A 26,288-nucleotide genomic window follows, 5' to 3' on the forward strand; every position below is an offset into this window, starting at 1 on the left:
TCAGCGCGCTCATGCCCACACGGGGCGTGTGTGCTGGAAAGATCGGGCGCATGGCTGCCGACTCGATCCTGCTCGCGGGCCGACCGTTCCCCCTCGGGGCGCACCCCGAGGCCGGAGGTGTGCGCTTCGCGGTCTCGGCGCCGCCCGCCCACGCCGTGGAAGTGTGCCTGATCAGCGAAGACGGCACCGAGGAGCGGGTCGAGCTCACCGAGCGCACGTTCGGCGTCTGGCATGGGCTGATCTCCGGCGTCACGCCCGGCCAGCGCTACGGCTACCGCGTGCACGGGCCGTACGACCCGTCACGGGGCCTGCGGTGCAACCCGGCGAAGCTGTTGGTCGACCCGTATGCGACGCGGATCACGGGGACGTTGTCCGACCTCGACGCGGCGCTGGGCTACGTGGACGACCCGATGCTCGGCGGACCGTCACCGGTCGACTCGCTGGGCAGCGTGCCGCTGTCCGTGGTCACCTCGCCCGGCGGGCCGGACACTGGCGTGAAGCCCGAGGTGCCGTTCGAGGAGGCGGTGTTCTACGAGCTGCACGTGCGCGGGTTCACCAAGCAGCACCCGGCCGTGCCCGAGCACCAGCGCGGCACCTACCTGGGGCTGGCGCACCCGGCCGTGCTGGAGCACCTCACGCGGCTCGGCGTGACGTCGGTCGAGCTGCTGCCGGTGCACGCGTTCGTCGACGAGCCGTCGTTGATCCGCGACGGCAGGCACAACTACTGGGGCTACTCGCCGCTGAGCTTCTTCGCGCCGCACCCCGCCTACGCCAGCGAGCCGGGGCGTGAGGTGGAGGAGTTCCGCACGATGGTCGCCGCGCTGCACAACGCGGAGATCGAAGTGATCATCGACGTGGTGTTCAACCACACGTGCGAGGGCGGCCCGGAGGGTCCGACGCTGTCCTACCGGGGCTTCGACGCTCCCGGCTACTACCTGCACATCGACGGCGGCGGCACGCTCGACATCACCGGCTGCGGCAACACCACCGAGGCCGGGTCGCCGCAGTTCGTGCGGCTGGTGACGGACTCGCTGCGGTACTGGGCCACCGAGCTGGGCGTGGACGGGTTCCGGTTCGACCTCGCGTCCACGCTGGGCAGGCCCGGCGGCGGCCGGTTCGACCGGGCGTCGGCGATGCTCACCGCGATCACGCAGGACCCGGTGCTGTCGCGGTGCAAGCTGATCGCCGAGCCGTGGGACGCCACCGGCGACGGCTACCGGGTCGGCGACTTCGGCGTGCAGTGGGCCGAGTGGAACGGCCGGTACCGCGACACCGTGCGCGACTTCTGGCGGGGCATGACCAGCGTGCGCGACCTGGCCTACCGGCTGTCGGGCTCGTCCGACCTGTACGCCGACGACCTGCGGCGACCGTGGCAGTCGATCAACTTCATCACCGCGCACGACGGGTTCACCCTGCGCGACCTCGTGTCGTACAACGAGAAGCACAACCTGGCCAACGGCGAGGACAACCGCGACGGCACCAACGACAACCGGTCGTGGAACTGCGGCGTCGAGGGCGAGACCGACGACCCGGAGGTGCTGGCCCTGCGCGCCCGGCAGGCGCGCAACCTGTTCGCCACGCTGATGCTGTCCACCGGCACGCCGATGCTCACCGCCGGTGACGAGCAGTGGCGCACCCAGGGCGGCAACAACAACGCGTACTGCCTGGACGACGAGACCTCGTGGGTGGACTGGGAGCTCGGCGGCGAGGGCGAGGCGATGCTGGCGTTCGCGCGGCGGGTGATCGCGGTGCGCCGCGCGTCGCCCGCGTTGCGGCAGCCGCAGTTCTTCGACGGCCGGACCACGTCGTCCGGGGCGCCCGACCTGGTGTGGTTCCGGCCGGACGGCGAGGAGATGGCCGAGACCGACTGGTTCGACGACGGCCGCCGGTTCCTCGGCATGTGGATCGACGGGTCGAACAGCCTGTCCCGCTCGCGTGACGGCGAACTGGTGTCGGACGACTCGTGGCTGCTGCTCGTGCACGCGGGCGCGGACCCGATCGAGGTCACCCTGCCGGGGCCCGAGTACGGCGGGCGCTACGAGCCGACGATCGACTCCACCACGCCCGACGGCTCGCCCGCGGCCGAGGAGGGCCTGGCGGCCGGCGCGACCGTCGTGCTGGAGGGCCGGTCCCTGGTGCTGCTGAGGGTGCCGAACTGAGTTGTGTCGGTGACCGACTGCCTCCGTCACCGACACGATCCTGCCTGGTGAGAGCCGTGCGCGCGGTGCGCGGTTCCGTGGCACGATGCCGGCGTGGCCCGTCCGTTGCTGACCTGGTGCGACCGCACGATCGACCTCCTGCTGGTGGCGTCGTGCGGGTGTAGCCGGACGCGACGCGGCCGGGCCCGCCCATCGGGTTGACGCCGCGTCGCGTCTTGATCGCTACCCCGCCCGACCCGTAGCCATCAGGAGCGACCCACGTGACCGCGACGATCGCGCGCGCCGACCTGCACCCGAAGCTGGACGTGCGGTTCCTGCGCGACATCATCCACCCGGAACGCGACCTGTGGACGCCGCGCGAGCTGCGCGAGCTGACGTCCACCGTCGCCGCCGAACTGACCACCCCGTTGCTGGACGTCCTCCGGTTCGACCCCGATCGGCGCTGGTGGGCGCGGCTCGGGCTGACCGAGGGCGTGGAGCTGTGGCTGCTGAGCTGGCTGCCCGGTCAGGGCACCGAGCCGCACGACCACGGCGGCGCGGCGGGCTCGTTCACCGTGCTCACCGGTGAGCTGGCGGAGGACTACCGCTACCCCGGTGGGCCGATCCGCAGCGCGCGGCGGCCGGTGGGGAGCGCGTTGGGGTTCGGCGCGGGGCGTGCGCACCGGGTGCTGAACCAGGGCAGCACCGGTGCGGCGAGCGTGCACGCCTACTCGCCGCCGCTGGTGCCGACCCGGGAGTACCCGAGCCTCGCCGACATACCGCAGGAGATCCCGCCGTTGCCCGCCCTGCGGCTGCCGTTGGAGCAGCTGCGCGTTCTGGCCGACCAGGAGGGTCCGTGAGTGCCGAGGAGTTGCTGGAAGAAGCGCGGCGGTCGTTGAGCCGCGTGTCGCCGGAGGAGCTGGCCGGGCTGTCCGACGTGCTGGTGGTCGACATCCGACCGCACCACAACCGTGCGGCGGAGGGTGAGATCCCCGGCTCGATCCCGGTGGAGCGCATCGTGCTGGAGTGGCGGCTGGACCCGGACGGCGAGCACCGGATCCCCGGCTTCACCGCCGACACCACCGTGGTCGTGCTGTGCAACGAGGGCTACGCCTCCAGCCTGGCCGCCCGCGACCTGCAACGGGTGGGCCTGCCCCGCGCCACCGACCTGATCGGCGGCTTCCGCGGCTACGCCGCCGCCGGGCTCCCCGTGCGGCCGGGCGCGACCCAAGCCGTCACCTGACCGTCCCGAACGTCGAACTCGGGGTACCCGAACGTTCGACACGCCGTACCTGAGTGTTCGACACGCGCGAGAGTCCTACGTTCAGGTCCGGCGTGTCCTACGTTCGCGTACCCCGAGTTCCGCATTCGGGAACCGGGAGGCGGGCGGTAGCGTCTCCAGGTCCGTGTGGAAAGCGCTGACCGGGTTGGCCCTGGTCGTCCTCGTGGTCTGGCGGCCGGGTGTCGCGACGTTCGGTGGGGCCGCGGCGGGGACGTGGGCGGTCAACGCGGCGTTGCAGCTCGGCTTGCTCGCCGGCGCACTGCTGTTCCACGTGCGGGTGCCGTTGGTCGAGATCGGCGTCGGCGGCGAGATCCGCACGTGGACGAAGCCGCACCTGCGGGTGGTCTGGCGGACGATCCCGTTGCTGATGTCGGTCGGCCTCACGTCGATCAAGGCGCCGGTCCGCCGACGGTTGTGGCTGACCGGGCTCACGTCGGCCGTGGTGGCCGCGGCCGTCGTGGCGGTGACCTGGCTCGGCGCGCTCGTCTGGTCGGACGCGGACCAGCCGTTCCTGCGCGGCTTCGCGGTGGCGGGCACGGCCGTGCTGCTCAACGGCCTGTGGCCACGACGCGGCGCGGGCACCACCTCACCGGGCTGGTTCCTGTTCGCCCTGCCCCGCCTGTCCGGCCGCACGGCGGCCGAGTTCGAGGCGACACCCCTGGTCAACGAGGTCACCGACGCGCTCGAAGCCGGCGACCTCGACCGGGCCGAGGCGCTCGCCGACGAACTGGTCGAACGCCACCCCACGTTGCTGGTCGCGATCGGCGCGCGGTCATCCGTGCTGACGCTACGCGCTCGGTACGGCGAGGCGTTGCACCTGGTCAGCGGCCTGGTCGGGCGCACCGACCTGGAGCCGCGCGACATGGCGTTCGTGCTCGCCGCGATGGCCGGTTCCACGGCGAACGCGGTCGAGGGCGGCCAACTGCCCGCGGACGTCGGCGTGCCCGCGGCGAAACGCGCGGCGGACGGCGCGATGAAGTTCGGCTACCCGCGCCACCGCTGCACGGGCACGCTGGCCCAACTCGCCCTGATCGAGCGCGACCACGCCACCGCACTGGCCCTCGCCACCCAGGCCAAGGCGACCAGCGAGACCGGTCTCGCCCGCGCCGACGCCCTGGCCACGATCGCCCGCGCCCACATGGCCGCCGGTGACAACGCGGCGGCCCGCGCGAGCCTGGTCGAGGCCGAACAACTCGCCGGCTGGATGCCCCGGGTCGCGGAGACCACCGCCCGGCTCAACATCACCTGACGGACTGGGCGGGAGCCGGCATGGTCGGCATGCCGCCCTCCGGCACGGGCAGGCCGCAGGTCTTCAGGGCCTCGTTCACCAGCTTCAACCACGTCTGCACTTCGGCGCGCAGCTTCCCCGGGTCCGGCGCCACGGCACCGGGCACGATCTTGCTCAACACGCTGAACGCGCCGGCGAACATGGCCAGGTCCTGCGACAGGCACAGCTCCGGCCCGTGGAACCGGACCTCGGCGGGCGCGGTCGTCGGTGGGGTCGGCAGGCACTTGGCCGCCGTCATCGCCACCAGCACGTGGAGCACCTCGCCCAGCGGCGGGGCGGCCTTGTCCGGCGCCGGCGGGTTCGCGGCCAGCGGCTCGACCACCTTCTTCAGCGTGTCCGCGAGCTGCGTCACCAGTCCCGCGCACGCGGCGGGAGGTTCCGCCGACTGCCGTTGCGCCGACGCGGCCGGGATGACGGCCACGGCGAGCACGACGGCGAGCACCGTGCCGATCGTCGCGAATGTCCTCACGCCGGAAGCGTAAGCGCGGACGCGCGGCCACCTGCCGGTGAAAACGACGAGTTCACCCGACCGAAGAAAACCCCGGCGCACCAGCGTGGACCAGATGACCGCCGGTCACGCCGACGGTCATCTGGTCGAGCGATCTCAGCCGGCCAGCACGACCCGACCGAGTTCCGCCGGTGACGCGAGCAGGTCGTGCCTCGGCAGCACGCGCACCGTGTAGCCGACGGCGCCCGCGTGCGGCAGCGGCACCTCGACCTCGTAGTTGCCGTTGCCCGCGTAGTCCATGCCGTGCGTGACCACGTCGTACAGCTCGTCGGAGTCGCCGACCCGGCCCAACGCCACCTGGACGTCCACTTCGGACGGTTCGAGGCCCGCCAGCTCGATCCGCGCCCGCACGCCGACCGGCGAGCCGAGGTTCGGCGTCACGGACCCGTTCAGCGACATCTCCGAGTCCAGCACCCGCACCCGCGTCCACGACGCCCGCAGCCGCTGCCGGTACGCGGCCAGCTCCTTCGCGCCACGGAACCCGTCGCCGACCACCGACGCGGCCGACGACGCGGCCGGCGCGTACAGGTTCTCCACGTACTCGCGCACCATCCGCGACGCCTGCACCGCCGGGCCGAGCGAGGCCAGCGTGTGCCGCACCATCGCCAGCCACCGCGTCGGCACGCCGTCCTCGCCGCGGTCGTAGAACAGCGGCGCGACCTGGTTGCCGAGCAGGTCGTACAGCGCGGCGGCCTCCAGGTCGTCACGCCGGGTCGGGTCGGTGATGCCGTCGGCGGTCGGGATGGCCCAGCCGTTGCTGCCGTCGTACAGCTCGTCCCACCAGCCGTCGCGGATCGACAGGTTCAGCCCGCCGTTGAGCGCCGACTTCATGCCGGACGTGCCGCACGCCTCCAGCGGGCGCATCGGGTTGTTCAGCCACACGTCGCAGCCCCAGTACAGGTACCGGGCCATGGACATGTCGTAGTCGGGCAGGAACACGATCCGGTGCCGCACGCCCGCGTCGTCGGCGAACCGCACGATCTGCTGGATCAACGCCTTGCCGCCGTCGTCGGCGGGGTGCGACTTGCCCGCGACGACCAGCTGCACCGGCCGTTCGGGGTGCAGCAGCAGCGCGCGCAACCGGTCCGCGTCGCGCAGCATCAGCGTCAGCCGCTTGTAGGTCGGCACGCGGCGGGCGAAGCCGACGGTCAGCACGTCCGGGTCGAACACCGAGTCGGTCCAGCCCAGCTCCAACGCCGACGCGCCGCGCTGCAGCCACGACGCGCGCGTGCGGCGGCGGACCTCGTCGACGAGCTTGCCGCGCAGGTCGTTGCGCAGCTCCCACAGCCGCTGGTCGGTGACCGGCTCGAACCCGTGCAGGCCGACGCCCGCCTCCTCCGTGTCGCCGACGAGCCTGCTCATCTCGGTCGCCGCCCACGTCGGGCCGTGCACGCCGTTGGTGACCGAGCCGATCGGCACCTCGGCGGCGTCGAAGCCCGGCCACAGGGCGCGGAACATGTCGCGGCTGACGGTGCCGTGCAGCTTGGAGACGCCGTTGGCGCGCTGCGCGAGCCGCAGGCCCATGTGCGCCATGTTGAACAGGCCGGGGTTGTCCTCCGCGCCGAGGGCGAGGAGGCGCTGGGTGTTCACGCCCGGCAGCAGGGTCTCGGAGCCGAAGTAGTGCTGCACCAGGTCGACGGGGAACCGGTCGATGCCCGCCGGCACCGGCGTGTGCGTGGTGAACACCGTGCCCGCGCGGACCGCCGCCAACGCCTGGTCGAAGTCGAGGCCCTCGGTCGTGACCAGCTCGCGGATGCGTTCCAGGCCGAGGAAGCCCGCGTGGCCCTCGTTGGTGTGGAACACCTCGGGCGACGGGTGCCCGGTCAGGTCGCAGTACGTGCGCACGGCGCGGACGCCGTCGACGCCGGCCAGGATCTCCTGCCGGATGCGGTGGTCCTGGTCGCCGCCGTAGAGGCGGTCGGTGACGCCGCGCAGGTCGTCGTCGTTCTCCTCGACGTCGGAGTCGAGCAGCAGCAGCGGGATGCGGCCGACCTGCGCCTTCCACACCTTGGCGCGCAGCACGCGGTCACCGGGCATGGCGACGTGCACCAGGATCGGCGCGCCGGACGGCTCGGTGAGCAGCTCCAGCGGCAGGCCGCGCGGGTCGAGCACCGGGTAGTGCTCGATCTGCCAGCCGTCCAGGGACAGCGCCTGGCGGAAGTAGCCGGACCGGTAGAGCAGGCCGACCGCGATCAGCGGCACGCCCAGGTCGGAGGCCGCCTTGAGGTGGTCGCCCGCCAGCACGCCGAGGCCGCCGGAGTAGTTCGGCAGGGCCTCGGTGACGCCGAACTCCATCGAGAAGTAGGCGATCGCGGTGGGCAGGGGGTTCAGGTCGTGGTTGCCGTGCTCGCGGCGCTGCGCGATCTCGTCCTGGCGCCGCTGGAACCAGCGCGGTCCGGTGGTGTAGCGGTGCAGGTCGTCGGCGAGGGCGCGGGCGTGCGCGAGGAACTGCTCGTCACGGGAGAGGGCTTCGAGGCGTTCGGGCGCGACCACCGACAGCAGCCGCAACGGGTCGCCGCTCTCGGCCCACAGCTCCGGGTCGACCGAAGCGAACAGGTCCTGGGTGGGCTGGTGCCACGTCCAGCGCAGGTTCGTGGCGAGGGTGCCCAGTGCAGTCAACGGCTCGGGCAGACTGGCTCGGACGGTGAACCGGCGAAGTGCTCGCATGGCGTCGGACCTTATCCCCCATCCAGCGGTGCGGAACAACGGTCACCCGAACCGATGCCGTGACCGATACAGCCTCACCAGCGCAAACGGCGCTTTGCAAGTTATTTCGCCCACAGCGCGCAAGCGTGGACGCGGGGTCGGGAGGGCCGGATCACCCGTTCCGCCGATCGGCGGTCAGGAGGATCGCCTCGTTGACCGGCGCACGGCCGTCGGCCCGCCGTTCGAGCAAGGTCACGCCCGCCGCGATGGCCCGGAACTCCTCGGCGATCTCGACGATGCCCGCTTCCTCGGCCTCGGCCGCGCAGAGCAGCGCGTCGAGGCGGAGGGTTTTGGCCAGTTCGGCGGTCATGGGCGTGGCGCCGGCGACCGCGGGCTTGCCGAGCCGCCACAGCTCGTCGGCCCATCCGATCGCTCGCTCGCCGCGAATCGCGATCGGGTAGTTCCCCTCGAGGGACCGCATGAGATCGAACACCTCGTAGGGCGACAACGTGTAGTCCTGGTTCGGCAATCGGTACGGGTCCAGTTGGTGCATGGCCATGAGCGGCGTCCTGGGCTCCCGCTTCAGGTCGTCGAGGACGTGCTCGGCCAGCGTGGCGGCGGTGATCAGGTGCGGGTGGGGCGCGCCCGGTGGCACCCACAGCTCCAGCTCGTCCAGCCACACCGAGCGCAGCGGCGGCTTGGCCAGCACGCGCGCGACCGCGGGGTGGTCGAGTTCCGAGCGGCGGGGCAGGCGGTACGTGCCGGCGAGGGCGTTGGCCCACTCGGCGAACCTGAGGGCGTCCGCCCCGTCCACGCCCAGCACCGGCTCGTCGTTCGACTCGTGGTCGTCGTGCAGCGCGTAGAGGGCGTTGGTGATCGGCTTCGGGCTGACGAAGACGCCGTCGCGCACCTTGATCGCGCCCTGCTGGTGGCGGGCGAGCATGACGCCCGCGATGAGCGACCGGCGTTCCGGGTCGTCGGTGGTGGGGTCGAGCACGTCGTCCAAGCGATTGCGCAGCCTCGGCGCGAGTTCGGCGGCGCGCTCGGCGCAGTCGAAGGCCAGGGACAGCGCCGTGACGGTGCCGGAGGCCAGGCAGACCGCGACGACCGGGTCGGCGTCGGCGCGGGCGACGTAGAGCAGCGTGGTCTCCCGCCACCAGTCGTTGTCGACCTCGTCGGTCAGGAGGTGGGCCAGGCCCTTCTCGCGGATGTGGGCGGCGGCCAGGTACTCCTGGAACGTGAAGTGGGCGAACGAGTGCAGGCCGCTCTCGCGTTCCACCAGCAGGCCGCTGGAGGTGACGTCCTCCAGCAGGGCCTGCTCGGTGAGCGTGGTCGCCATCCGGCTGAGGGCGGGCCGGAACTCGGCCAGCACGGCGTCGCGGGACGCGTCGCGCACGCCGCGCCGCATCATGGCCAGCGCGAGCCCCCTGAGCAGCACTTCCTTCTTGTCGCCGTCGAGCTGGACGGGCAGGCGCTTGGCCTCGTGCCTGCGCCACAGCATGACCTCGCAGATCTCCCGGTACAGCTCGGCGCGGCTGTCCGGGAGCTTGCTCCCGAACCGGTGGACGTTGGCGACCATCGTGAGCAGCAGCGGGTTGGCGGTGAGGTCGTAGAGGTTCGGGTTGGCGTGCAGCCGGTCGAGCAGTTCGTCGGCGGACCGCTCGGCCCGCAGCCGCACGGCGTCGCCGGTGGACCGGGTGCTCAGCTCCTCGATCGCCAGGTACCAGCCGCGGACGAACCGGGTGACCTGCTCGTCGGTGAAGCTGCGGACCTGCAGGACGCGGGCGCCGGCGACGGGCGCGGCGCGGTAGCCGTGCGGGCGCGAGGTGACGACGAGGTCGTCGCCGGGGTACTGGCGGGTCTGGCGCTCGACCCAGTCGGCGACGAGGCGGCGGTCGTCCGGGCGGGCGACCTCGTCCAGGCCGTCGAGCAGGATCGTGCAGGCTCCCTCGGCCAGCCGCCGCTCGAACCAGCCTGGTGGCTCGCCCTCGCCGTAGCGGCCGAGCTTGGCGCGGAGCAGCTCGGTCAGCGGCACGTCCGGGTCGGCGGTGATCGCGTCGACGTGGTCGCGCAGGTAGAGCAGGATCGGCACGGGGCGGCGGCCCTTCGAGCGGCTGATCGTCAGGGCGAGGTGGCGCAGCAGGGTGGTCTTGCCGCTGCCCGGCACGCCGATGAGCGCCAGCACCGCGGGTGTCGGCCCGCCCAGGAACTCGGTGACGGCGTGCCGCTCGTCGGCCGGCGGGCGGGACAGCACGCCGGCGGGCGCGTTGTGCGGTGTCTGGTGGGCGACGCCGACGTCGACGAAGACGTCCTCGAACTCCGGCGTGTGGAACCCGACGACGACGAGTCCTTTGAGGTCGATGTAGCGCAGGCTCGCCAGGACGTGCTCGCGGTACTGCCGCTCGAACCGCTTGGCACGCGTCCAGCCGAGGTTCACCGCGCCAGTCAAGTGGAGCCGGGCGGCGTGATCACTAGCCTGATCGTGTGACCCGTGTTCGCTCGATCGGTACCGGCGTGGCTCGCGGCCCGAATCGATCACGCACTGCGACTCTGCTCGCATCGCGAGACGGACGCCACCGCCAAGTGTGCAATCCGATCAGAACGGGTAGGAACATCGGGTACAGGTGTCCCGGTGGTGGGCCGTCCCACCGCTGCGGGCAGACTTGACCGTGCAAGCGTCACACCAGGTGAGAGGGGCGCTGCCGATGAGTGGACGACTCGGTATCGACGATGTCTCCCCGACCGTGAGCAACGGTCGCTACCCGGCGAAGGCCGTGGTCGGCGAACACGTTCCGGTCGAGGCCACGGTGTGGCGCGAGGGCCACGACGCCGTGGCCGCCACGGTGGCGTGGCGGGGACCCGACGACCGGGTTGCCAGACAGACTCGGATGGTGCCGCTCGGAGTCGGCCTGGACCGCTGGGCCGCCACGATCGTGCCGGACGCGCCGGGCGCGTGGACGTTCCGCGTGGACGCCTGGAGCGACCCGTGGGCCACCTGGGAGCACGCCGTCGAGGTCAAGATCGCCGCGGGCCAGAGCGCGGACGAGCTGGCGAACGACCTGGAGACCGGCGCGCTCCTGCTCGACCGCGTCAGCCGCCGCCCGGACCGCCGCAAGGACAAGCCGCTGCTGGTCAACGCGGCCACCGCGCTGCGCGACGAGCACCGCCCCCTCGCCGAGCGGGTCGCGCCCGCCCTCGCGAGCGACGTCCGCCGGATCATGCACGACCACCCCGTCCGCGAGCTGGTCACCAGGGGCAAGCCGCGGAAGGTGTGGGTCGACCGCAAGCGGGCGGCGTTCGGGTCCTGGTACGAGTTCTTCCCCCGCAGCACGGGCGGCGTCGACGAGTCGGGCGTCCCGGTGCACGGCACGTTCGTCACCGCCGCCAAGGAGCTGGACCGCATCGCGGCCATGGGCTTCGACGTCGCCTACCTGCCCCCGATCCACCCGATCGGGCGGGTGAACCGCAAGGGACCGAACAACACGCTCACCGCCACCGAGGACGACCCCGGCTCGACCTGGGCCATCGGCGCGGACGAGGGCGGGCACGACGCGATCCACCCCGAGCTCGGCACGATCGAGGACTTCGACGCGTTCGTCGACCGGGCCCGCGAGCTGAACATCGAGGTGGCGCTCGACCTGGCGCTCCAGTGCGCCCCCGACCACCCCTGGGTGCTGAAGAACCCCGAGTGGTTCACCACCCGGCCGGACGGCTCGATCGCCTACGCCGAGAACCCGCCGAAGAAGTACCAGGACATCTACCCGGTCAACTTCGACAACGACCCGCAGGGCATCTACAACGAGGTGCTGCGCGTCGTGCTGCACTGGGTCGACCACGGGGTGCGGATCTTCCGGGTCGACAACCCGCACACCAAGCCGCCGGACTTCTGGGCGTGGCTGATCTGGGCGGTCAAGGACCGGCACCCGGACGTGCTGTTCCTGTCCGAGGCGTTCACCCGCCCGGCCCGGCTGTACGGCCTGGCCAAGCTCGGCTTCACGCAGAGCTACACCTACTTCACCTGGCGCACGACCAAGGAGGAGCTGACCGAGTTCGGCGCCGAACTGGTCGAGCACTGGGACGAAGCGCGGCCCAACCTGTTCGTCAACACCCCGGACATCCTGCACGAGTCGCTGCAGCACGGCGGTCCGGGCATGTTCGCGCTGCGCGCGGCGCTGGCGGCGACGATGGCGCCGACCTGGGGTGTGTACTCGGGCTACGAGCTGTTCGAGCACGAGGCCGTCCGGCCGGGCAGCGAGGAGTACCTGAACTCGGAGAAGTACCAGCTCCGCCCCCGTGACTACGCGGCGGCGGTGGCCGAGGGACGGTCGCTGGAACCGTGGTTGCGCAAGCTGAACGCGATCCGCCGGGCGCACCCGGCGTTGCAGCAGATGCGAACACTCCGGTTCCACCACGTCGACAACCCCGCGTTGATCGCCTACTCCAAGCAGGACCCCGGCACCGGCGACACGGTCGTCGTCGTGGTCAACCTGGACCCGCACAACGCGCAGGACGGCACCGTCTGGCTGGACCTGCCCGCGCTCGGCGTCGACTGGCACGAGCGGCTGATCGCGCACGACGAGGTGTCCGGGGAGACCTGGGACTGGGGTCAGGCCAACTACGTCCGCCTGGAACCCTGGCGCGCCCCGGCGCACATCGTCGGCGTCCAGCGCAGGTTCAGCCACTAGCACAAAACCCAGCCCGGTCCCCGAAAACCTGAGTCCCCGTGCCCGCCGAAGAGCACGAGGGACGATCGAACGCACCCCCAATGAGGTGGGACGAGGTGGAGCACACATGCAGGAAGAGGTCCGACCCGACGCCGCGCTGGTAGGCCTGGAGAACGTGCCGCACACCGGCGAGGCCATCGGCGCGGACGGCCTGCTGGTCGAACCGCAGGCCGAGGACTTCCGGTCGGCCAAGCTCGTGCCGCGCGAGCGAGACTGGTTCAAGGGCGCGGTGTTCTACGAGGTGCTGGTGCGCGCGTTCAGCGACTCCAACGGCGACGGCACCGGAGATCTGCGGGGCCTCGCGTCCCGGTTGGACTACTTGGAGTGGCTCGGCGTCGACTGCCTGTGGCTGCCGCCGTTCTACGCCTCGCCGCTGCGCGACGGCGGCTACGACATCTCGGACTTCCGCGCGGTGCTGCCGGAGTTCGGCTCGGTCGAGGACTTCGTGTACCTGCTGGACGAGGCGCACCGGCGCGGCATCCGGGTGATCACCGACCTGGTGCTCAACCACACCAGCGACGCGCACCCGTGGTTCCAGCAGTCGCGGACCGACCCGGACGGCCCCTACGGCGACTACTACGTGTGGAGCGACGACGACCAGCGCTACGCGGACGCGCGGATCATCTTCGTCGACACGGAGTCGTCCAACTGGACCTACGACCCGGTGCGCGGCCAGTTCTACTGGCACCGGTTCTTCTCCCACCAACCCGACCTGAACTTCGAGAACCCGCACGTCCAGGAAGCCATGCTGGACACCCTGCGGTTCTGGCTCGACCTGGGCATCGACGGGTTCCGGCTCGACGCCGTGCCGTACCTGTTCGAGGCGGAGGGCACGAACTGCGAGAACCTGCCGCGCACGCACGACTTCCTCAAGCGCTGCCGCAAGGTCGTCGACGACGAGTACCCCGGCCGGGTGCTGCTGGCGGAGGCCAACCAGTGGCCGTCGGACGTGGTGGAGTACTTCGGCGACCCCGAGGTCGGCGGCGACGAGTGCCACATGGCGTTCCACTTCCCGCTGATGCCGCGCATCTTCATGGCCGTGCGGCGGGAGTCGCGGTTCCCGATCTCGGAGATCCTGGCGCAGACGCCGGAGATCCCGTCGGGCGCGCAGTGGGGCATCTTCCTGCGCAACCACGACGAGCTGACGCTCGAGATGGTCACCGACGAAGAGCGCGACTACATGTACGCGGAGTACGCCAAGGACCCGCGGATGAAGGCGAACATCGGCATCAGACGGCGCCTGGCCCCGCTGCTGGAGAACGACCGCAACCAGCAGGAGCTGTTCACCGCGATGCTGCTGTCGCTACCGGGCTCGCCCGTCCTCTACTACGGTGACGAGATCGGCATGGGCGACAACATCTGGCTTGGCGACCGCGACGCGGTCCGCACGCCGATGCAGTGGACACCGGACCGCAACGCGGGGTTCTCCAGCTGCGACCCCGGCCGGATCTACCTGCCCGTGATCATGGACCCGGTGTACGGCTACCAGGCGCTCAACGTCGAGGCGCAGCTGAACAACCAGTCCTCGCTGCTGCACTGGACGCGGCGGATGATCGAGGTGCGCAAGCAGCACCACGCGTTCGCGGAGGGCGACTTCACCGACCTCGGCGGGTCGAACCCGAGCGTGCTGGCCTACCGGCGGCGGTGGCTTCGGCCCGACGGCCACGAGGACGTCGTGCTGTGCGTGAACAACCTGTCGCGGTTCCCGCAGCCGGTCGAGCTCGACCTGTCGGAGCACCACGGCAGCAGGCCGGTCGAGCTGACCGGCGGGGTCGTCTTCCCGACCGTCGGCGACCTGCCCTACCTGCTGACCCTGCCCGGTCACGGCTTCTACTGGTTCCAACTCGTGGAAGCCGGCGACGACAGCGAGCCGAGGTGATGGACGTGACCCAGCCGCACGACCTGGTGGACAGGGTGCTGGCCGAGCTGCCCGGGTGGCTGCCCGCACAGCGGTGGTTCGGAGGGAAGGATCGCCCGGTCACCTCGATCCGCCCGCTGCGAACGGCGGTGCTGCGGTCCGAGGACCCGGTGCTGGTGCACCTCGTGGTGGAGGTGGCGCAGCCGGACCGGCGTGAGCCCTACCAGCTGCTGGTCACCGACCACGTGGACAACTACGACGCCACCTCCGTGCCGGAGCTGACCGGCGTGCTGCTCGACCTGATCGCCGAGGGCGTCGAGGTCGAGGGCCTGAGGTTCGCGCACGAGCCGGACGTCGAGCTGCAGACCGGGCTGCGCGGCCGGCCGATCACGTCCGAGCAGTCCAACACCTCGATCGTGTTCGGCAGCCAGTACATCCTCAAGCTGTTCCGCAAGCTCAGCTACGGCGAGAACCCGGACCTGGTGCTGCACCGGGCGTTGCGGCAGGTCGGGTGCGAGCACATCGCCCAGCCGCTCGGGTCGATCACCGGTCGGCTCGACGGCCGGACCACGACCGTCGGCATGCTCCAGCAGTTCATGCCGGACGCGGTGGACGGCTGGGCGATGGCCACCACGAGCGTGCGCGACCTGATGGCCGAGGCCGACCTGCACGCCGACGAGGTGGGCGGCGACTTCGCCGGCGAGGCGCAGCGGCTGGGACAGGCCGTGGCCACCGTGCACGCGGACCTGGAGCGCGCGCTGGGCACCCAGTCCGCGGACGCCGAGAACATCGACCGGACCGTGCGGGCGATGGTCGCCCGGCTGGACGCGGTGGTCGCCTCGGTGCCGGAGCTGCGGCCGTACGTGCCCGCGTTGCGGGAGGCGTTCGAGCAGGCCAGGGAGACGCCGGACGCGGTCGCCGTGCAGCACATCCACGGCGACCTGCACCTCGGTCAGGTGCTGCGGACCGTGCAGGGCTGGCTGCTGATCGACTTCGAGGGCGAGCCGGGTTCGCCGATGGCCGAGCGGATCGAGCTGCGCTCGCCGCTGCGCGACGTGGCGGGGATGCTGCGATCCTTCGACTACGCGGCGCACCAGCTGCTCGTCGGCCAGCCGGAGGACCACCAGCTGACCGTGCGGGCGCTGGAGTGGGCGCGCCGCAACCGCGCGGCGTTCACCGAGGGCTACGCGGAGGCGGCGTCGGAGTCGGTCGGCGACCCGCGCAAGCGGGGCTACCTGCTGCGGGCGTTCGAGCTGGACAAGGCCGTCTACGAGGTCGCGTACGAGCACGCGAACAGGCCGGAGTGGTTGACGGTCCCGTTGTCGTCGATCGCGCGGATCACTGGAGAGGGAGCGGTGCAGTCATGATCTCGCCCGAGGACGTCGACCGGCTGCTGGCCGGGGCGCACCACGACCCGCACTCGGTGCTCGGCGTGCACCACGTCCCGGAGGGCGTGGTCGCGCGGGCGCTGCGGCCGGGCGCGACCGCGGTGGCGGTGATGGCCGCCGACAAGCGCTTCGACCTGGACCGGGTCGCCGACGGGCTGTTCGCGGGCGACCTGCCCGAGCACCCCGGCGACTACCGGCTGGAGGTCGAGTACGGCGACCAGGCCGTCGAGGTGGACGACCCGTACCGCTGGCTGCCGACCGTCGGCGAGCTGGACCTGCACCTGATCGGCGAGGGGCGGCACGAGCGCCTGTGGGACGTGCTGGGCGCGCGGGTGCGCACCTACGACACGCCCAACGGCACCGTCTCGGGCGTCTCGTTCGCCGTGTGGGCGCCGACCGCGCGCGGTGTGCGGGTGTGCGGCGACTTCGACGGCTGGGACGGCCGCGCGAACCCGATGAGGTCGCTCGGCTCGTCCGGCGTGTGGGAGATCTTCATCCCCGGCATCCCGGAGGGCACCCGGTACAAGTTCCGGATCCTCGGCCGGGACGGCGGGTGGCACGAGAAGGCCGACCCGATGGCGTTCGCCACCGAGACACCGCCGCAGACGGCGTCGGTCGTCACCCGGACCGCGCACGAGTGGGGTGACGACGAGTGGCGGGCCAAGCGCGACGCCACCCAGTGGATCAACGCGCCGATGAGCGTGTACGAGGTGCACCTCGGCTCGTGGAAGCCCGGCCTGGGTTACCGGGAGCTGGCCGCGGAGCTGGCGGACTACGTGGTGGGCGCCGGTTTCACGCACGTGGAGCTGATGCCGGTGGCCGAGCACCCGTTCGGCGGGTCGTGGGGCTACCAGGTGACGTCGTACTACGCGCCGACGTCGAGGTTCGGCTCGCCGGACGACTTCCGGCACTTCGTGGACGTGCTGCACCAGCGCGGCGTCGGCGTGATCATGGACTGGGTGCCCGCGCACTTCCCGCGCGACTCCTGGGCGTTGGCGAGGTTCGACGGCAGCGCGTTGTACGAGCACGAGGACCCGCGCCGGGGCGAGCACCCGGACTGGGGCACGCTGGTGTTCGACTTCGGGCGCAACGAGGTGCGCAACTTCCTGGTCGCCAACGCCCTGTACTGGATCGAGGAGTTCCACATCGACGGCCTGCGGGTCGACGCGGTGGCCTCGATGCTGTACCTGGACTACTCGCGGCAGGAAGGGCAGTGGCTGCCCAACCAGTACGGCGGGCGGGAGAACCTGGACGCGGTGCGGTTCCTGCAGGAGCTGAACGCGACCGTCTACAAGCGCCACCCCGGCGTGGTGATGGTGGCCGAGGAGTCGACGGCGTGGCCGGGCGTGACGCGGCCGACGCACCTGGGCGGCCTCGGGTTCGGCTTCAAGTGGAACATGGGCTGGATGCACGACACGCTGCACTACCTGTCGCGCGAGCCCATCCACCGGTCGTTCCACCACAACGAGATCACGTTCTCGCTGGTGTACGCGTGGAGCGAGAACTTCGTGCTGCCGCTGTCGCACGACGAGGTCGTGCACGGCAAGGGGTCGTTGTGGCAGCGGATGCCCGGCGACGACTGGAACAAGGCGGCGGGGCTGCGGTCGCTGCTGGCGTTCATGTGGGCGCACCCCGGCAAGCAGCTGCTGTTCATGGGCGGTGAGTTCGGGCAGCGCGACGAGTGGTCGGAAGGCCGTTCGCTGGACTGGCACCTGCTGGAGTCGCCGCTGCACGGCGGCCTGCACCGGCTGATCTCGGACCTGAACCGGGTCTACCGGGGCTCGCCCGCGTTGTACAGCGCGGACAACAGGCCCGAGGGCTTCTCGTGGATCGACGCGAACGACTCGGCGGGCAACGTGCTGAGCTTCCTGCGGATCGGCGAGGACGGCTCGGTGCTCGCCTGCGTGGCGAACTTCGCCGGCATGCCGCACCACGACTACCGGGTCGGGCTGCCGGTGGCGGGTCGGTGGCGCGAGGTGGTGAACACGGACTCGGAGGTCTACGGCGGGTCCGGCGTCGGGAACTTCGGCGTGGTGCAGGCGGAGGAGCACCCGTGGCACGGGCGGCCCGCGTCCGCGGTGCTCCAGCTGCCGCCGGCGGGCGTGCTCTGGCTCGCGCCGGAAGCACCCGCGGTCACGGCGACCGTCACGGCGGAGGACCGGGCCGGCGTCGAGGGCCCGATCGACCTGGACGACCTCGACAACACCTGACCGGACCGCCGTGCCCGGCCGGGTCCTCGGGACCCGGCCGGGACGCGGGCGGACCGTGACCGAACCGCGTGCTGCGGAACGCCGTCCGCGGGGCGCGGGGCCTGCCATGCTGAGCCCCATGGCGGACGAGGTGTGGGCGGTCGGCGAGGCGTACGAGGCTTACGTCGGGCGTTGGAGCGCGCCCGTCGCGCGGCGGTTCCTCCGACTGCTGGACGTGCCGCCGGCCCGCCGGTGGCTGGACGTCGGCTGCGGCACGGGCGCGTTGACCACCGCGATCCTCAAGATCGCCGACCCGGCCGAGGTCGTCGGCGTCGACCCGTCCGAGGGCTTCCTGGCCACCGCTCGGCACCGGGTCGCCGACCCCCGGGCCGCCTTCCACGTCGGCGACGCGCGCTCCCTCCCGCTGCCCGATCGCGCCTTCGACGCCGTGGTCAGCGGCCTCGCCCTCAACTTCGTGCCCGACCCGGTGCGGGCGCTCGTCGAGTGCACCAGGGTCGCCGCGCCCGGCGGCGTGGTCGCCGCCTACGTCTGGGACTACGCCGAGGGCATGGCGATCACCCGCTTCTTCTGGGACGCCGCCACCGACCTCGACCCGGCCGCCGCCGCCCTGCACGAGGGCAGGCGCTTCCCCCTCTGCCGACCCGAACCGCTCCGCGCGCTGTGGACCGACGCCGGGCTGAACGGGGTGCGCGTCGAGGCGCTGGAGGTGCCGACGGTGTTCAACGACTTCGACGACTACTGGCGGCCGTTCCTCGGTGGGCAGGGACCGGGGCCCGGCTACACCGCGTCCCTGCCCGAGGACCGGCGCCGCGCCCTGCGCGACCTGCTCCGCACCCGCCTGCCCACGCACCCGGACGGCTCGATCCGGCTCACCGCTCGGGCGTGGGTGGTGCGCGGCGTCATGGCGCGGGCGTGAAGGTCGGCAGCAGTTCGGGCAGTCGCGCGTGACCTCGTGACGTGACGAGGAGTTCCCTGGTGCCGTCCTGACGGCGGACCAGGTCGTCGGCCACGAACGCGTCGAGCACGAGCCGGCCGAGGTCGCCGCCCAGGTGCGGGACGCGGTGCGTGCGGTCCAGGCAGGCCAGCGCCAGGCGGCGGCGTGGCGCGACGGCGTGCGGGTCGACGCCGAGGCGGTGCAACGCGGTCAGGTCCTCGCCGAGCGCCAGTTCGCCGGTGCGGCCGTCGGGTGGGACGAGCGCGCCGCCGTCGACCAGGGTGGTGAACACCGCGATCCCCAGGCGGCCGGCCGCGTGGTCGTAGCAGGTGTGGGCGACGTCCACCGGTGATGAGGCGCGCTGCGGCGTGGTGAGGTCGTCGTGGTGGGCGTAGCGGGCCAGTGCGGTGAGGACGTCGGCGATGTCGGCGCGGGCGACCCGGTAGACGGCGTGCCGGCCGGTGTGCTCGACCGTGACCAGGCCGGCGGCGCGCAGGCGGGCCAGGTGGTTGGCCAGTCTCGGCGGTGAGATGCCCATGGCGTCGGCCAGTTGCACCATCGCGTGCGGGCCCTCGGCGGCGAGCAGTTGCAGCGCGGTGAGGCGGACCGGGTCGGACAGCTCGCGGGCCAGCGCGACGACGGACGCCTGCACGGCGTTGCCGGAGTCGATCCATCCCGCCATGGGAGCACCCTAGCACTGTTCACGACGTTCTGAATGGTGGTTGCGACCACGAGTGGGTCGGGATACGGTCGCACGCACCGTTCATAGGATCGTGAAGGGTGAGTGCCGATGGGACTGGGCGTGCTGTTGTGGGGCCGCGGGGTCTCGGCTCTCGGCGACGGCCTGTGGTTCACCACCTGGGCGTTGTTCTTCACCCGCGTACTCGGGTTGCCGCTGGTGACGGTCGGTGTCGGGATGGCCGTCGCCGGCGCGGCGGGGTTGCTCGCGGCGGTGCCGCTCGGCGCGTTGGCGGACCGGTTCGACCCGAGGTCGGTGCTGGTGGTGATCACCGTCGTGCGGGCCTGCGCCATGGCGTCCTACCTGGTCGTGGACGGCACGTGGTCGTTCCTCGCGGCGACGGTCGCGTTCACCGCGCCGGCCAACGGTGGCAACGCCGTGCGGACGGCGTTGATCGCCGGTCTGGTGACGGACAACGCGGCCAGGGTGCGTGCGTTGGCGCAGCAGCGCGTGGCGCAGCACGTCGGGTACGCGCTCGGGGCCGGGCTCGGCGCGCTGGTGCTGACGGCCGACAGCCACTCCGCCTACGCCCTGGCGATCACCGGCAACGCGGTCACGTTCGGGGTCCTGGCGGTGACGACGCTCGCGGTGCGCAAGCCGTCGTCGGTCGGTGCGACGCCCCGAGCGCGAGTCGTGCTGCGAGACCGCCCCTACCTCGCCGTCGTCGCGGCCACCTCGGTCCTGTCGCTGTGCTGGGCGGTGCTGTCGACCGGGTTGCCGCTGTGGCTGTCCCGGTCGACCGACCTGCCGCTCGCGCTCAGCGGTGTGGTGGTGGTCGTCAGCTCGGTGGGCATCGCCGTGTTCCAGGTGCCGTTCGCGCGCTTCGCCCGCACCCCGGACCAGGCGGCGCGCACGGCGGTCCGGTCCGGGGTCGTCCTCGCCGCGAGCTGCGCCCTGCTCGCCACGACCGCGGGCGGCTCGGGTGCGGCGGCCGTGGCCGTCGTGGTGATCGCGGCGGTGCTGCACCTGGTCGGTGAACTCGGTTACGTGGCCGCGAACTGGGGTTTGTCGGTGAGCCTCATGCGTGACGACGCGCGTGGCGCCTACCAAGGGGTGAACGAGGCCGCCACCGCCACCGTGCAGCTCTTCGGGCCCGCGGTCCTGACGTTCGCGCTCGGCGGCTTCGGCGCGGGCGGTTGGCTCGCCGTGGCCGTGATCTTCCTGGTCGCGGTCGCGCCCGTGCCGGTGTTGACCAGGTGGGCGACACGCACCCGTGATCCGGCGACGACGTCGAACACGACCCCGTAGGGGTTCGGCGCGGGCACAATGGGCCAATGCGGCTCGTATCGGCTCGGCTGGTCCTGCTGGCGACGGTCCTGCTCACGGCTAGCGCCTGTGCCCAGGCGATCCCGGGCAAACCGGTGGCGGGCGAGGCCGTCACCAAGGGCACCGTCGACCCGGGCTTCATCCGGGGCACCGACGGCGGCCCGATCGACCAGTTGGCGGCCACCGCCGTCACCGACATCGACGCGTTCTGGGAAGAGGCGTTCCCGGACACGTTCGACAAGCCGTGGGAGCCGATCGAGGGCGGCATCTACTCGGTCGACACCGCCGACCCCTCCGCCAAGCCGCCGCCGTGCACCGAGAAGGCCGCCGACGTGGAGGGCAACGCGTTCTACTGCCCGAGCGCCGACGCCATCGCGTGGGACCGGGCCGCGCTGCTGCCCGTGCTCAAGGACCGGTTCGGCGACGCGGCCGTGGTGATCGTGCTGGCGCACGAGATGGGCCACGCCGTGCAGAACCGGATGGGCATCACGCCGGAGGCCGAGCGGCGCGAGCCGCAGCGGTTCCCCACGATCCTCACCGAGGCGATGGCCGACTGCTTCGCGGGCGCGTTCATCAAGTGGGTCAACGACGGCAAGTCCGAGCACCTCGACATCGGCTCCGACACGCTGGACTCGGCGCTGGGCGCGCTGATCACGTTCCGCGACCCGGTCGGCACCTCGGCGAGCGACCGGTCCGCGCACGGCAACGCGTTCGACCGGGTGTCCGCGTTCCAGGACGGCTACCAGCAGGGCACCGGGTTCTGCGCGGCCATGTCGACGGAGAACCGGGTGTTCACGCAGCAGGCGTTCACCTCCGCCGACGACCGCGACCGCGGCGGCAACCTGCCGTTCGACGAGATGCTGGAGAACGTCACGCCCGACCTGAACCTGTACTACAAGGCCCTGGTCGAGCAGGCGGGCAAGAAGTGGACCGAGCCGAAGTCCACGCCGACCGAGGAGGAGCCGGACTGCTCCGGCGACCAGGGCCCGGTGGCGTACTGCCCGGCGGACAAGTCGGTGGAGTTCGAGGTCGAGTCCGACCTGCCCGAGCTGCACGCCGAGATCGGCGACTACGCCACGGGCGTGCTGCTGGCGAGCCGTTACGCGATGGCCGCGATGGCGGCGGTGGACGTGGACCTCGAAGGCGAACGTGCGGCGACCAGCGCGTTGTGCCTGGCCGGCGCGTACACGCGGGAGGTGTTCACCCGGCAGAAGGGCTTCGGGCTGTCGCCCGGCGACCTCGACGAGGCGGTGCAGGTGCTGCTCGCCTACGACTACGCGGCCCGTGACGCGACCGGCTCGGCGACGCTCGGTCCGGGGTTCAAGCGGGTCGAGGTGTTCCGCGGCGGCGTGTTCGAGGGCGTCAAAGCCTGCGGTTTGGCCTGACTCCGCGAGCCGGCCAAGTAGGGTTCGGGCTTGGATCGGCACGGACCGGGGATGGGGCTTGGGCATGGCTCGACGGGGTTGGGTCGCGGCGACGCTCGTCACCGCGTTGGCGTTGACGGGGTGCACCCAGACGGTGAGCGGCCAAGGGCGGTCCGAACGGCCCGACGTCACCAAGGTGGCCGGGTTGGACATCACCACCGGGGAGAGCGGCGCGAAGCCGGGCGTGCCGGACGCCGACCTTCAGGTGGAGAACGCCGACGGCGGCGAGATGGACCGGCTCGCGATCAACGCGCTGGCCGACGTCGAGGAGTACTGGGCCGAGCAGCTGCCCGCGCGGTTCGGCAAGGAGTTCGAGCCGGTGAAGCGGTTGGTGTCCTACGACTCCAACGGCAAGGGCGTCGAGATCTGCCGCACCAACACGGCCGGCGTGGCCAACGCGTTCTACTGCTCGCTGGACGACTCGATCGCGTGGGACCGCGGTGAGCTGCTGCCGATGCTGGACGACGCGTTCGGGCCGATGTCGGTGGTGACCGTGCTGGCGCACGAGATGGGCCACGCGATCCAGTACAAGCTCGGCGACATCGGCGGGATCAACCAGGCCACGCCGTCGATCATCAAGGAGCAGCAGGCCGACTGCTACGCGGGCAACTTCTTCCGGTGGGTGGCCGAGGGCAAGGCCAAGCACTTCCGCATCTCGACCGGGCCCGGGTTGAACCAGGTGCTGGCGACGATGTTCTTCATCCGGGACGCGGCCGGCACGTCGGCCGAGAAGCAGGGCGCGCACGGCAGCGCGTTCGACCGGGTGTCGGCGTTCCAGTTCGGGTTCGCGGGTGATCCGTCGCGGTGCGCGGAGATCGACGAGGCCGAGATCAAGGCCCGGATCACGCAGCAGAAGTTCGACTCGCAGGACCAGGACACCGGGCAGGGCAAGGGCAACCTGAAGGTGGACGACAAGCGGTCGCTCGACCTGCTGGAGGAGTCGCTGCACGCGGCGTTCAAGGATGCCGCCGCCACGCCGCCCGCGTTGTCCACCTCGTCGTCCGCGGAGTGCCCCGATGGCGGCGACACCTCGCCGGCGGCGTACTGCCCGGCGACGAACTCGATCTCCATCGACCTGCCCGACCTGGTGAAGATCGGCACGCCGCCGAAGCGCGGGCAGAAGGGCGGGATCGGCGACTTCGCCGCGTTCGCCGAGATCGCGTCGCGGTTCGCGCTGTCGATCCAGAAGGCGACCGGGTACGGGCTGGAGGGTCCGGCGGCGGGGTTGCGGACGGCTTGCCTGACCGGGGCGTGGGCCGGGACGACGACCCAGAGCAGCGCGCGGCTGCGCCTGTCGTCCGGTGATCTGGACGAGGCGGTGGCCGAGCTGCTGGCCGACAAGAGCTTGATCGCGGCGGACGTGAACGGGACCGTGGTGCCGTCGGGCTTCGCCCGCGTCGAGGCGTTCCGGGACGGGTTTTACCAGGGCGCCGGGTTGTGCACCCGGAAGTACGCGGGCTGAGCAGGTTCGAAGTTCGAGCAGTACGAAGAGCACGAAAAGATCAAAAGACTGAAAGCGTCCTCGCCGGACATGCTTTTCAAGCTTTGATCACGCCTGACAGGGGTCCGGCGAATGGACCCCTGTCAGGCGTGACGAGAGTGGCAGGAGCGGGCGTGGGAATGGAAGTGGAGTAGGTCAGAACAGGGCGCTGGCCAGGTTGCGACGGGCCTTGGCGACCCGGTCGTCGTCCGGCGGGAAGAGTTCGAACAGGCCCACCAGGTGCTCGCGGACCTTGTCGCGATCCTCGCCGAAGACCCGGCGGACCGTGTCGACCAGTCGCTTGAACGCCTGGTCCACGTCGTTCGTCGCCAGCTCCAGGTCCGCGGCGGCCAGTTGGGCGTCCACGTCGTCGGGATTGGCGTCGGCCTTCGCGATGGCGTCGCCGGGCACCGCTTCGGCCCGAGCCGTGAACCGGACCTGGGCCAGTGCCGCCTTGGCCTCGGCGTTGGCCGGTTCGGCGGCCAGGATCGCCTCGTAAGCGGCCTCGGCGGCGGCGAAGTCGCCCTGCTCGAAGGCGTCTTCGGCGGCGGTGAAGCGGGGGTCCTCCGGCTCGGCGACGGGCTCCGCGCCCGGCCCCGCCGCGCGGTTGGCCTCGGCCGCCTTGATGCCCGGCAGGCGGTCGCGCAGGGCGTCCAGCAGGCGGGTGATCCACTGGCCGAACTCGGCTTCCGGCAGCGGTCCGGCGAAGGCGTCCAGGGGTTGGCCGCCGGCGATCGCGACCACGGTCGGCACGGACTGCACGCCGAACACCTGGCCGATGCGCGGGTTGGCGTCGAGGTCGACCCTGGCCAGCAGCCAGGTGCCGCCGCCCGCCCTGGCGGCGCGTTCCAGCACCGGCGAGAGCTGGCCCGCCTCGGGGCTCCACGACGCCGTCAGCTCGACGACGACCGGGATCTCCAGGGAGCGTTCGACAACCGACTGGAACGTCGCCTCGGTGACGTCCAGCACCCACGGGCTCGGACCGGCGTCCGAACCGCCGACGGCTCCGCCGGAGCCGGAGGACGGGGGTGGGGTGGTGGCGCGCTGCCTCGCGGCGTCGGCCCGGGCCTTCAGCGCGCCGAGGTCGACCGCCCCGGACAACGCGGCGGACAGTGCGGCGGTCTTTCGGGGGTCTGGCCTTGTCACGCCTTCCATCCTGGCACGAGTCCGGCGGCCGGCCACGCGCGGCTAGCCGGGGAGTTGCGCGACCGGGTCGATCGCCATCGGGTTCGTCCGCATCGCCTCGTTCAGCCGCCCCAGGCGGAGCGCGATCGGGGTCGTCAACTCGGCGAAGCGAGCGGTGCCCGCCGGGCCGAGAACTTCCCACGGACGGGTGGCGGCCTCGTCGGTGCGCCGTTCGACGTCCTCCCGCAACGCGCGACCGGCCGGCGTGAGGCCGCCGTCGAGCAGACCGCGCTCGGTGAGCGTCGCTTCGGCTTCCCGCCACTCCTGCTCCGACCAGCCACGAGCGGCACGCATGTAGGCCGGGTCGAGGCCCTTGTCGGCGCTGAACAGCACCAACGTCTCGCACGGTGCGAGGTCGGCGGCCACCAGCGCGGCGATGTGGCCGTCACCACGCGACTCGCGCAACGTCGTGCACGCCTGCCACAGCGCCAGGTGCGGCTCGTCCGGCACCGGCAGCACGCCGTTCGCCGCGGCCAGCACCCGCCCGGCCGTCGGCGCGGCCTCCGCCGCCTGCCCGGCCAGGTCGGCGGCTTCGGCGACGTCCAGCGTCTCCAGCATCCGCCGCAGCGCCCGGTCGACGCCCTCCAGCCGTGCCTCCAGGAAGCGGGCGGGACTGGCCACGTCCCACGCGTCGGGCAGCGCACGGGCCACCATGCGCGGGTGGAAGCTGTAGAACGCGGCGGTCACGACCTCCGGCGACGCCGGGCCCAACGGCGCCGCGCGCTGGCCGAAGTAGCCCATCCAGCCGCCCTTGCAGCCCAGCGCGTCGGTGACCGCCCGTGACTCCGGCGAGAAGTACGTGACGTCGTGGTAGGTCTCGAAGCGGACCCACAGGTCTCTCGGCTCCATGTCGTCAAGTTAGTCGGACGTCCGACTACTCGTCAGCTGCCAGGTGTTGCTCGACCCGCTCCACCTTGGCCGTGAGCTGGCCCGTCCAGCCGGGCCTGATGTCCGCCTTGAGCACGAGGCTGACCCGCGGCGCGGTGGCCTGCACGACCTCCGTCGCCTTCTTCACCACCGCCATCACCTCGTCCCACTCGCCCTCGACCAGCGTGAACATGGCGTTGGTCTCGTTGGGCAGGCCGGACTCGCGGACCACCCGCACGGCCTGGGCGACGGCCTCCGCCACGCCGTCGGACTCCCCGCCGAGCGGGCTGACACTGAACGCGACGAGCACTACTGCCTCCTGGTCGGGGTACCCACTGGTAGCTTCGGCGC

At 71.8% G+C, this 26,288-nt stretch carries 19 protein-coding genes; 12 read left to right on the forward strand and 7 right to left on the reverse strand.

The features are described 5' to 3' along the window. The first annotated feature begins 50 nt into the window (after window positions 1–50). The 4 genes from glgX to LNK82_RS16340 all read left to right on the forward strand — a co-directional run bounded on the left by glgX (window position 51) and on the right by LNK82_RS16340 (window position 4,669). Window positions 51–2,159, forward strand: a complete 2,109-nt coding sequence (gene glgX / locus LNK82_RS16325) for a glycogen debranching protein GlgX (protein ID WP_230567829.1) — start codon at window positions 51–53, stop codon at window positions 2,157–2,159. A 260-nt stretch (window positions 2,160–2,419) separates the two neighbouring features. After that, window positions 2,420–2,998, forward strand: coding sequence for a cysteine dioxygenase (locus tag LNK82_RS16330; RefSeq protein WP_230567830.1), 579 nt, complete (start codon window positions 2,420–2,422; stop codon window positions 2,996–2,998). Next, window positions 2,995–3,381, forward strand: coding sequence for a rhodanese-like domain-containing protein (locus tag LNK82_RS16335; protein WP_230567831.1), 387 nt, complete (start codon window positions 2,995–2,997; stop codon window positions 3,379–3,381). The genes LNK82_RS16330 and LNK82_RS16335 overlap by 4 nt, the downstream gene beginning before the upstream one ends. A 163-nt stretch (window positions 3,382–3,544) precedes the next feature. Further along, window positions 3,545–4,669: a hypothetical protein gene (locus LNK82_RS16340; protein WP_230567832.1), complete on the forward strand. Its 1,125-nt coding sequence runs from the start codon at window positions 3,545–3,547 to the stop codon at window positions 4,667–4,669. Here LNK82_RS16340 and LNK82_RS16345 read toward each other — a convergent pair. From LNK82_RS16345 to LNK82_RS16355, 3 genes are all read right to left on the reverse strand, one after another. Next, window positions 4,662–5,177 carry a hypothetical protein gene (locus tag LNK82_RS16345; protein WP_230567833.1) on the reverse strand — a complete coding sequence of 172 codons (516 nt, stop codon included), beginning with the start codon at window positions 5,175–5,177 and terminating at the stop codon, window positions 4,662–4,664. The two genes, LNK82_RS16340 and LNK82_RS16345, sit on opposite strands and share 8 nt — an antisense overlap. A 135-nt stretch (window positions 5,178–5,312) precedes the next feature. Then, entirely contained in the window at window positions 5,313–7,883 is a 2,571-nt protein-coding gene (gene glgP, locus LNK82_RS16350) for an alpha-glucan family phosphorylase (RefSeq protein WP_230567834.1), read from the reverse strand. Window positions 7,884–8,034: 151 nt separating this feature from the next. Continuing rightward, the gene (locus LNK82_RS16355; RefSeq protein ID WP_230567835.1) at window positions 8,035–10,299 is read right to left on the reverse strand and encodes an NACHT domain-containing protein; all 2,265 of its coding nucleotides are present in this window, start codon (window positions 10,297–10,299) and stop codon (window positions 8,035–8,037) included. Between the two features lie 268 nt (window positions 10,300–10,567). Between LNK82_RS16355 and LNK82_RS16360 the strand changes: the two genes are divergently transcribed. From LNK82_RS16360 to LNK82_RS16380, 5 genes are all read left to right on the forward strand, one after another. Continuing rightward, window positions 10,568–12,547 (forward strand): alpha-1,4-glucan--maltose-1-phosphate maltosyltransferase, encoded by a 1,980-nt coding sequence (locus LNK82_RS16360; protein WP_230567836.1) that lies wholly within the window; start codon window positions 10,568–10,570, stop codon window positions 12,545–12,547. Window positions 12,548–12,653: 106 nt separating this feature from the next. Continuing rightward, a complete protein-coding gene (gene treS, locus LNK82_RS16365) occupies window positions 12,654–14,465 on the forward strand; it encodes a maltose alpha-D-glucosyltransferase (protein ID WP_230567837.1) in 1,812 nt (603 codons plus the stop codon). 5 nt (window positions 14,466–14,470) lie between these two features. Beyond that, complete coding sequence (locus LNK82_RS16370) at window positions 14,471–15,811, forward strand: maltokinase N-terminal cap-like domain-containing protein (RefSeq protein WP_308257223.1); 1,341 nt, start codon at window positions 14,471–14,473, stop codon at window positions 15,809–15,811. Beyond that, the gene (glgB, locus tag LNK82_RS16375; protein ID WP_230567839.1) at window positions 15,808–18,042 is read left to right on the forward strand and encodes a 1,4-alpha-glucan branching protein GlgB; all 2,235 of its coding nucleotides are present in this window, start codon (window positions 15,808–15,810) and stop codon (window positions 18,040–18,042) included. The genes LNK82_RS16370 and glgB overlap by 4 nt, the downstream gene beginning before the upstream one ends. Before the next feature lie 118 nt (window positions 18,043–18,160). Next, window positions 18,161–18,958, forward strand: coding sequence for a class I SAM-dependent methyltransferase (locus LNK82_RS16380; RefSeq protein ID WP_230567840.1), 798 nt, complete (start codon window positions 18,161–18,163; stop codon window positions 18,956–18,958). Here LNK82_RS16380 and LNK82_RS16385 read toward each other — a convergent pair. Continuing rightward, window positions 18,942–19,658, reverse strand: a complete 717-nt coding sequence (locus LNK82_RS16385; protein WP_230567841.1) for an ArsR/SmtB family transcription factor — start codon at window positions 19,656–19,658, stop codon at window positions 18,942–18,944. The genes LNK82_RS16380 and LNK82_RS16385 overlap by 17 nt on opposite strands. A gap of 108 nt (window positions 19,659–19,766) precedes the next feature. On the opposite strand from LNK82_RS16385, the gene LNK82_RS16390 reads away from it, so the two are divergent. From LNK82_RS16390 to LNK82_RS16400, 3 genes are all read left to right on the forward strand, one after another. Then, on the forward strand, window positions 19,767–20,963 hold the full coding sequence (locus LNK82_RS16390) for an MFS transporter (protein ID WP_230567842.1): 1,197 nt from the start codon (window positions 19,767–19,769) through the stop codon (window positions 20,961–20,963). Between the two features lie 26 nt (window positions 20,964–20,989). Beyond that, window positions 20,990–22,366: a neutral zinc metallopeptidase gene (locus tag LNK82_RS16395; RefSeq protein WP_230567843.1), complete on the forward strand. Its 1,377-nt coding sequence runs from the start codon at window positions 20,990–20,992 to the stop codon at window positions 22,364–22,366. A 64-nt stretch (window positions 22,367–22,430) separates the two neighbouring features. Next, window positions 22,431–23,867 carry a neutral zinc metallopeptidase gene (locus LNK82_RS16400; RefSeq protein WP_230567844.1) on the forward strand — a complete coding sequence of 479 codons (1,437 nt, stop codon included), beginning with the start codon at window positions 22,431–22,433 and terminating at the stop codon, window positions 23,865–23,867. 174 nt (window positions 23,868–24,041) lie between these two features. Here the strand turns inward: LNK82_RS16400 and LNK82_RS16405 are convergent, their stop codons facing one another. From LNK82_RS16405 to LNK82_RS16415, 3 genes are read right to left on the reverse strand one after another with little or no spacing between them, the layout of a single operon-like run. Then, window positions 24,042–25,031 carry a tetratricopeptide repeat protein gene (locus LNK82_RS16405; protein WP_372470501.1) on the reverse strand — a complete coding sequence of 330 codons (990 nt, stop codon included), beginning with the start codon at window positions 25,029–25,031 and terminating at the stop codon, window positions 24,042–24,044. A gap of 42 nt (window positions 25,032–25,073) precedes the next feature. Next, window positions 25,074–25,919 carry an SCO6745 family protein gene (locus LNK82_RS16410; protein WP_230567846.1) on the reverse strand — a complete coding sequence of 282 codons (846 nt, stop codon included), beginning with the start codon at window positions 25,917–25,919 and terminating at the stop codon, window positions 25,074–25,076. Window positions 25,920–25,944: 25 nt separating this feature from the next. Further along, window positions 25,945–26,247: an MTH1187 family thiamine-binding protein gene (locus tag LNK82_RS16415; RefSeq protein WP_230567847.1), complete on the reverse strand. Its 303-nt coding sequence runs from the start codon at window positions 26,245–26,247 to the stop codon at window positions 25,945–25,947. Between the last annotated feature and the right edge of the window lie 41 nt (window positions 26,248–26,288).

Source organism: Saccharothrix luteola (assembly GCF_020859565.1).
Lineage (GTDB): Bacteria > Actinomycetota > Actinomycetes > Mycobacteriales > Pseudonocardiaceae > Actinosynnema > Actinosynnema luteola.

What these genes read in the sequence shown, in the direction of transcription:
- LNK82_RS16360 (WP_230567836.1), top strand. Translation starts at nt 10,568, where the DNA reads ATGAGTGGACGACTCGGTATCGACGATGTCTCCCCGACCGTGAGCAAC.
- LNK82_RS16410 (WP_230567846.1), bottom strand. Translation starts at nt 25,919, where the DNA reads ATGGAGCCGAGAGACCTGTGGGTCCGCTTCGAGACCTACCACGACGTC.
- glgB (WP_230567839.1), top strand. Translation starts at nt 15,808, where the DNA reads ATGATCTCGCCCGAGGACGTCGACCGGCTGCTGGCCGGGGCGCACCAC.
- glgX (WP_230567829.1), top strand. Translation starts at nt 51, where the DNA reads ATGGCTGCCGACTCGATCCTGCTCGCGGGCCGACCGTTCCCCCTCGGG.
- LNK82_RS16380 (WP_230567840.1), top strand. Translation starts at nt 18,161, where the DNA reads ATGGCGGACGAGGTGTGGGCGGTCGGCGAGGCGTACGAGGCTTACGTC.
- LNK82_RS16390 (WP_230567842.1), top strand. Translation starts at nt 19,767, where the DNA reads ATGGGACTGGGCGTGCTGTTGTGGGGCCGCGGGGTCTCGGCTCTCGGC.
- LNK82_RS16395 (WP_230567843.1), top strand. Translation starts at nt 20,990, where the DNA reads ATGCGGCTCGTATCGGCTCGGCTGGTCCTGCTGGCGACGGTCCTGCTC.
- LNK82_RS16400 (WP_230567844.1), top strand. Translation starts at nt 22,431, where the DNA reads ATGGCTCGACGGGGTTGGGTCGCGGCGACGCTCGTCACCGCGTTGGCG.
- LNK82_RS16385 (WP_230567841.1), bottom strand. Translation starts at nt 19,658, where the DNA reads ATGGCGGGATGGATCGACTCCGGCAACGCCGTGCAGGCGTCCGTCGTC.
- glgP (WP_230567834.1), bottom strand. Translation starts at nt 7,883, where the DNA reads ATGCGAGCACTTCGCCGGTTCACCGTCCGAGCCAGTCTGCCCGAGCCG.
- treS (WP_230567837.1), top strand. Translation starts at nt 12,654, where the DNA reads ATGCAGGAAGAGGTCCGACCCGACGCCGCGCTGGTAGGCCTGGAGAAC.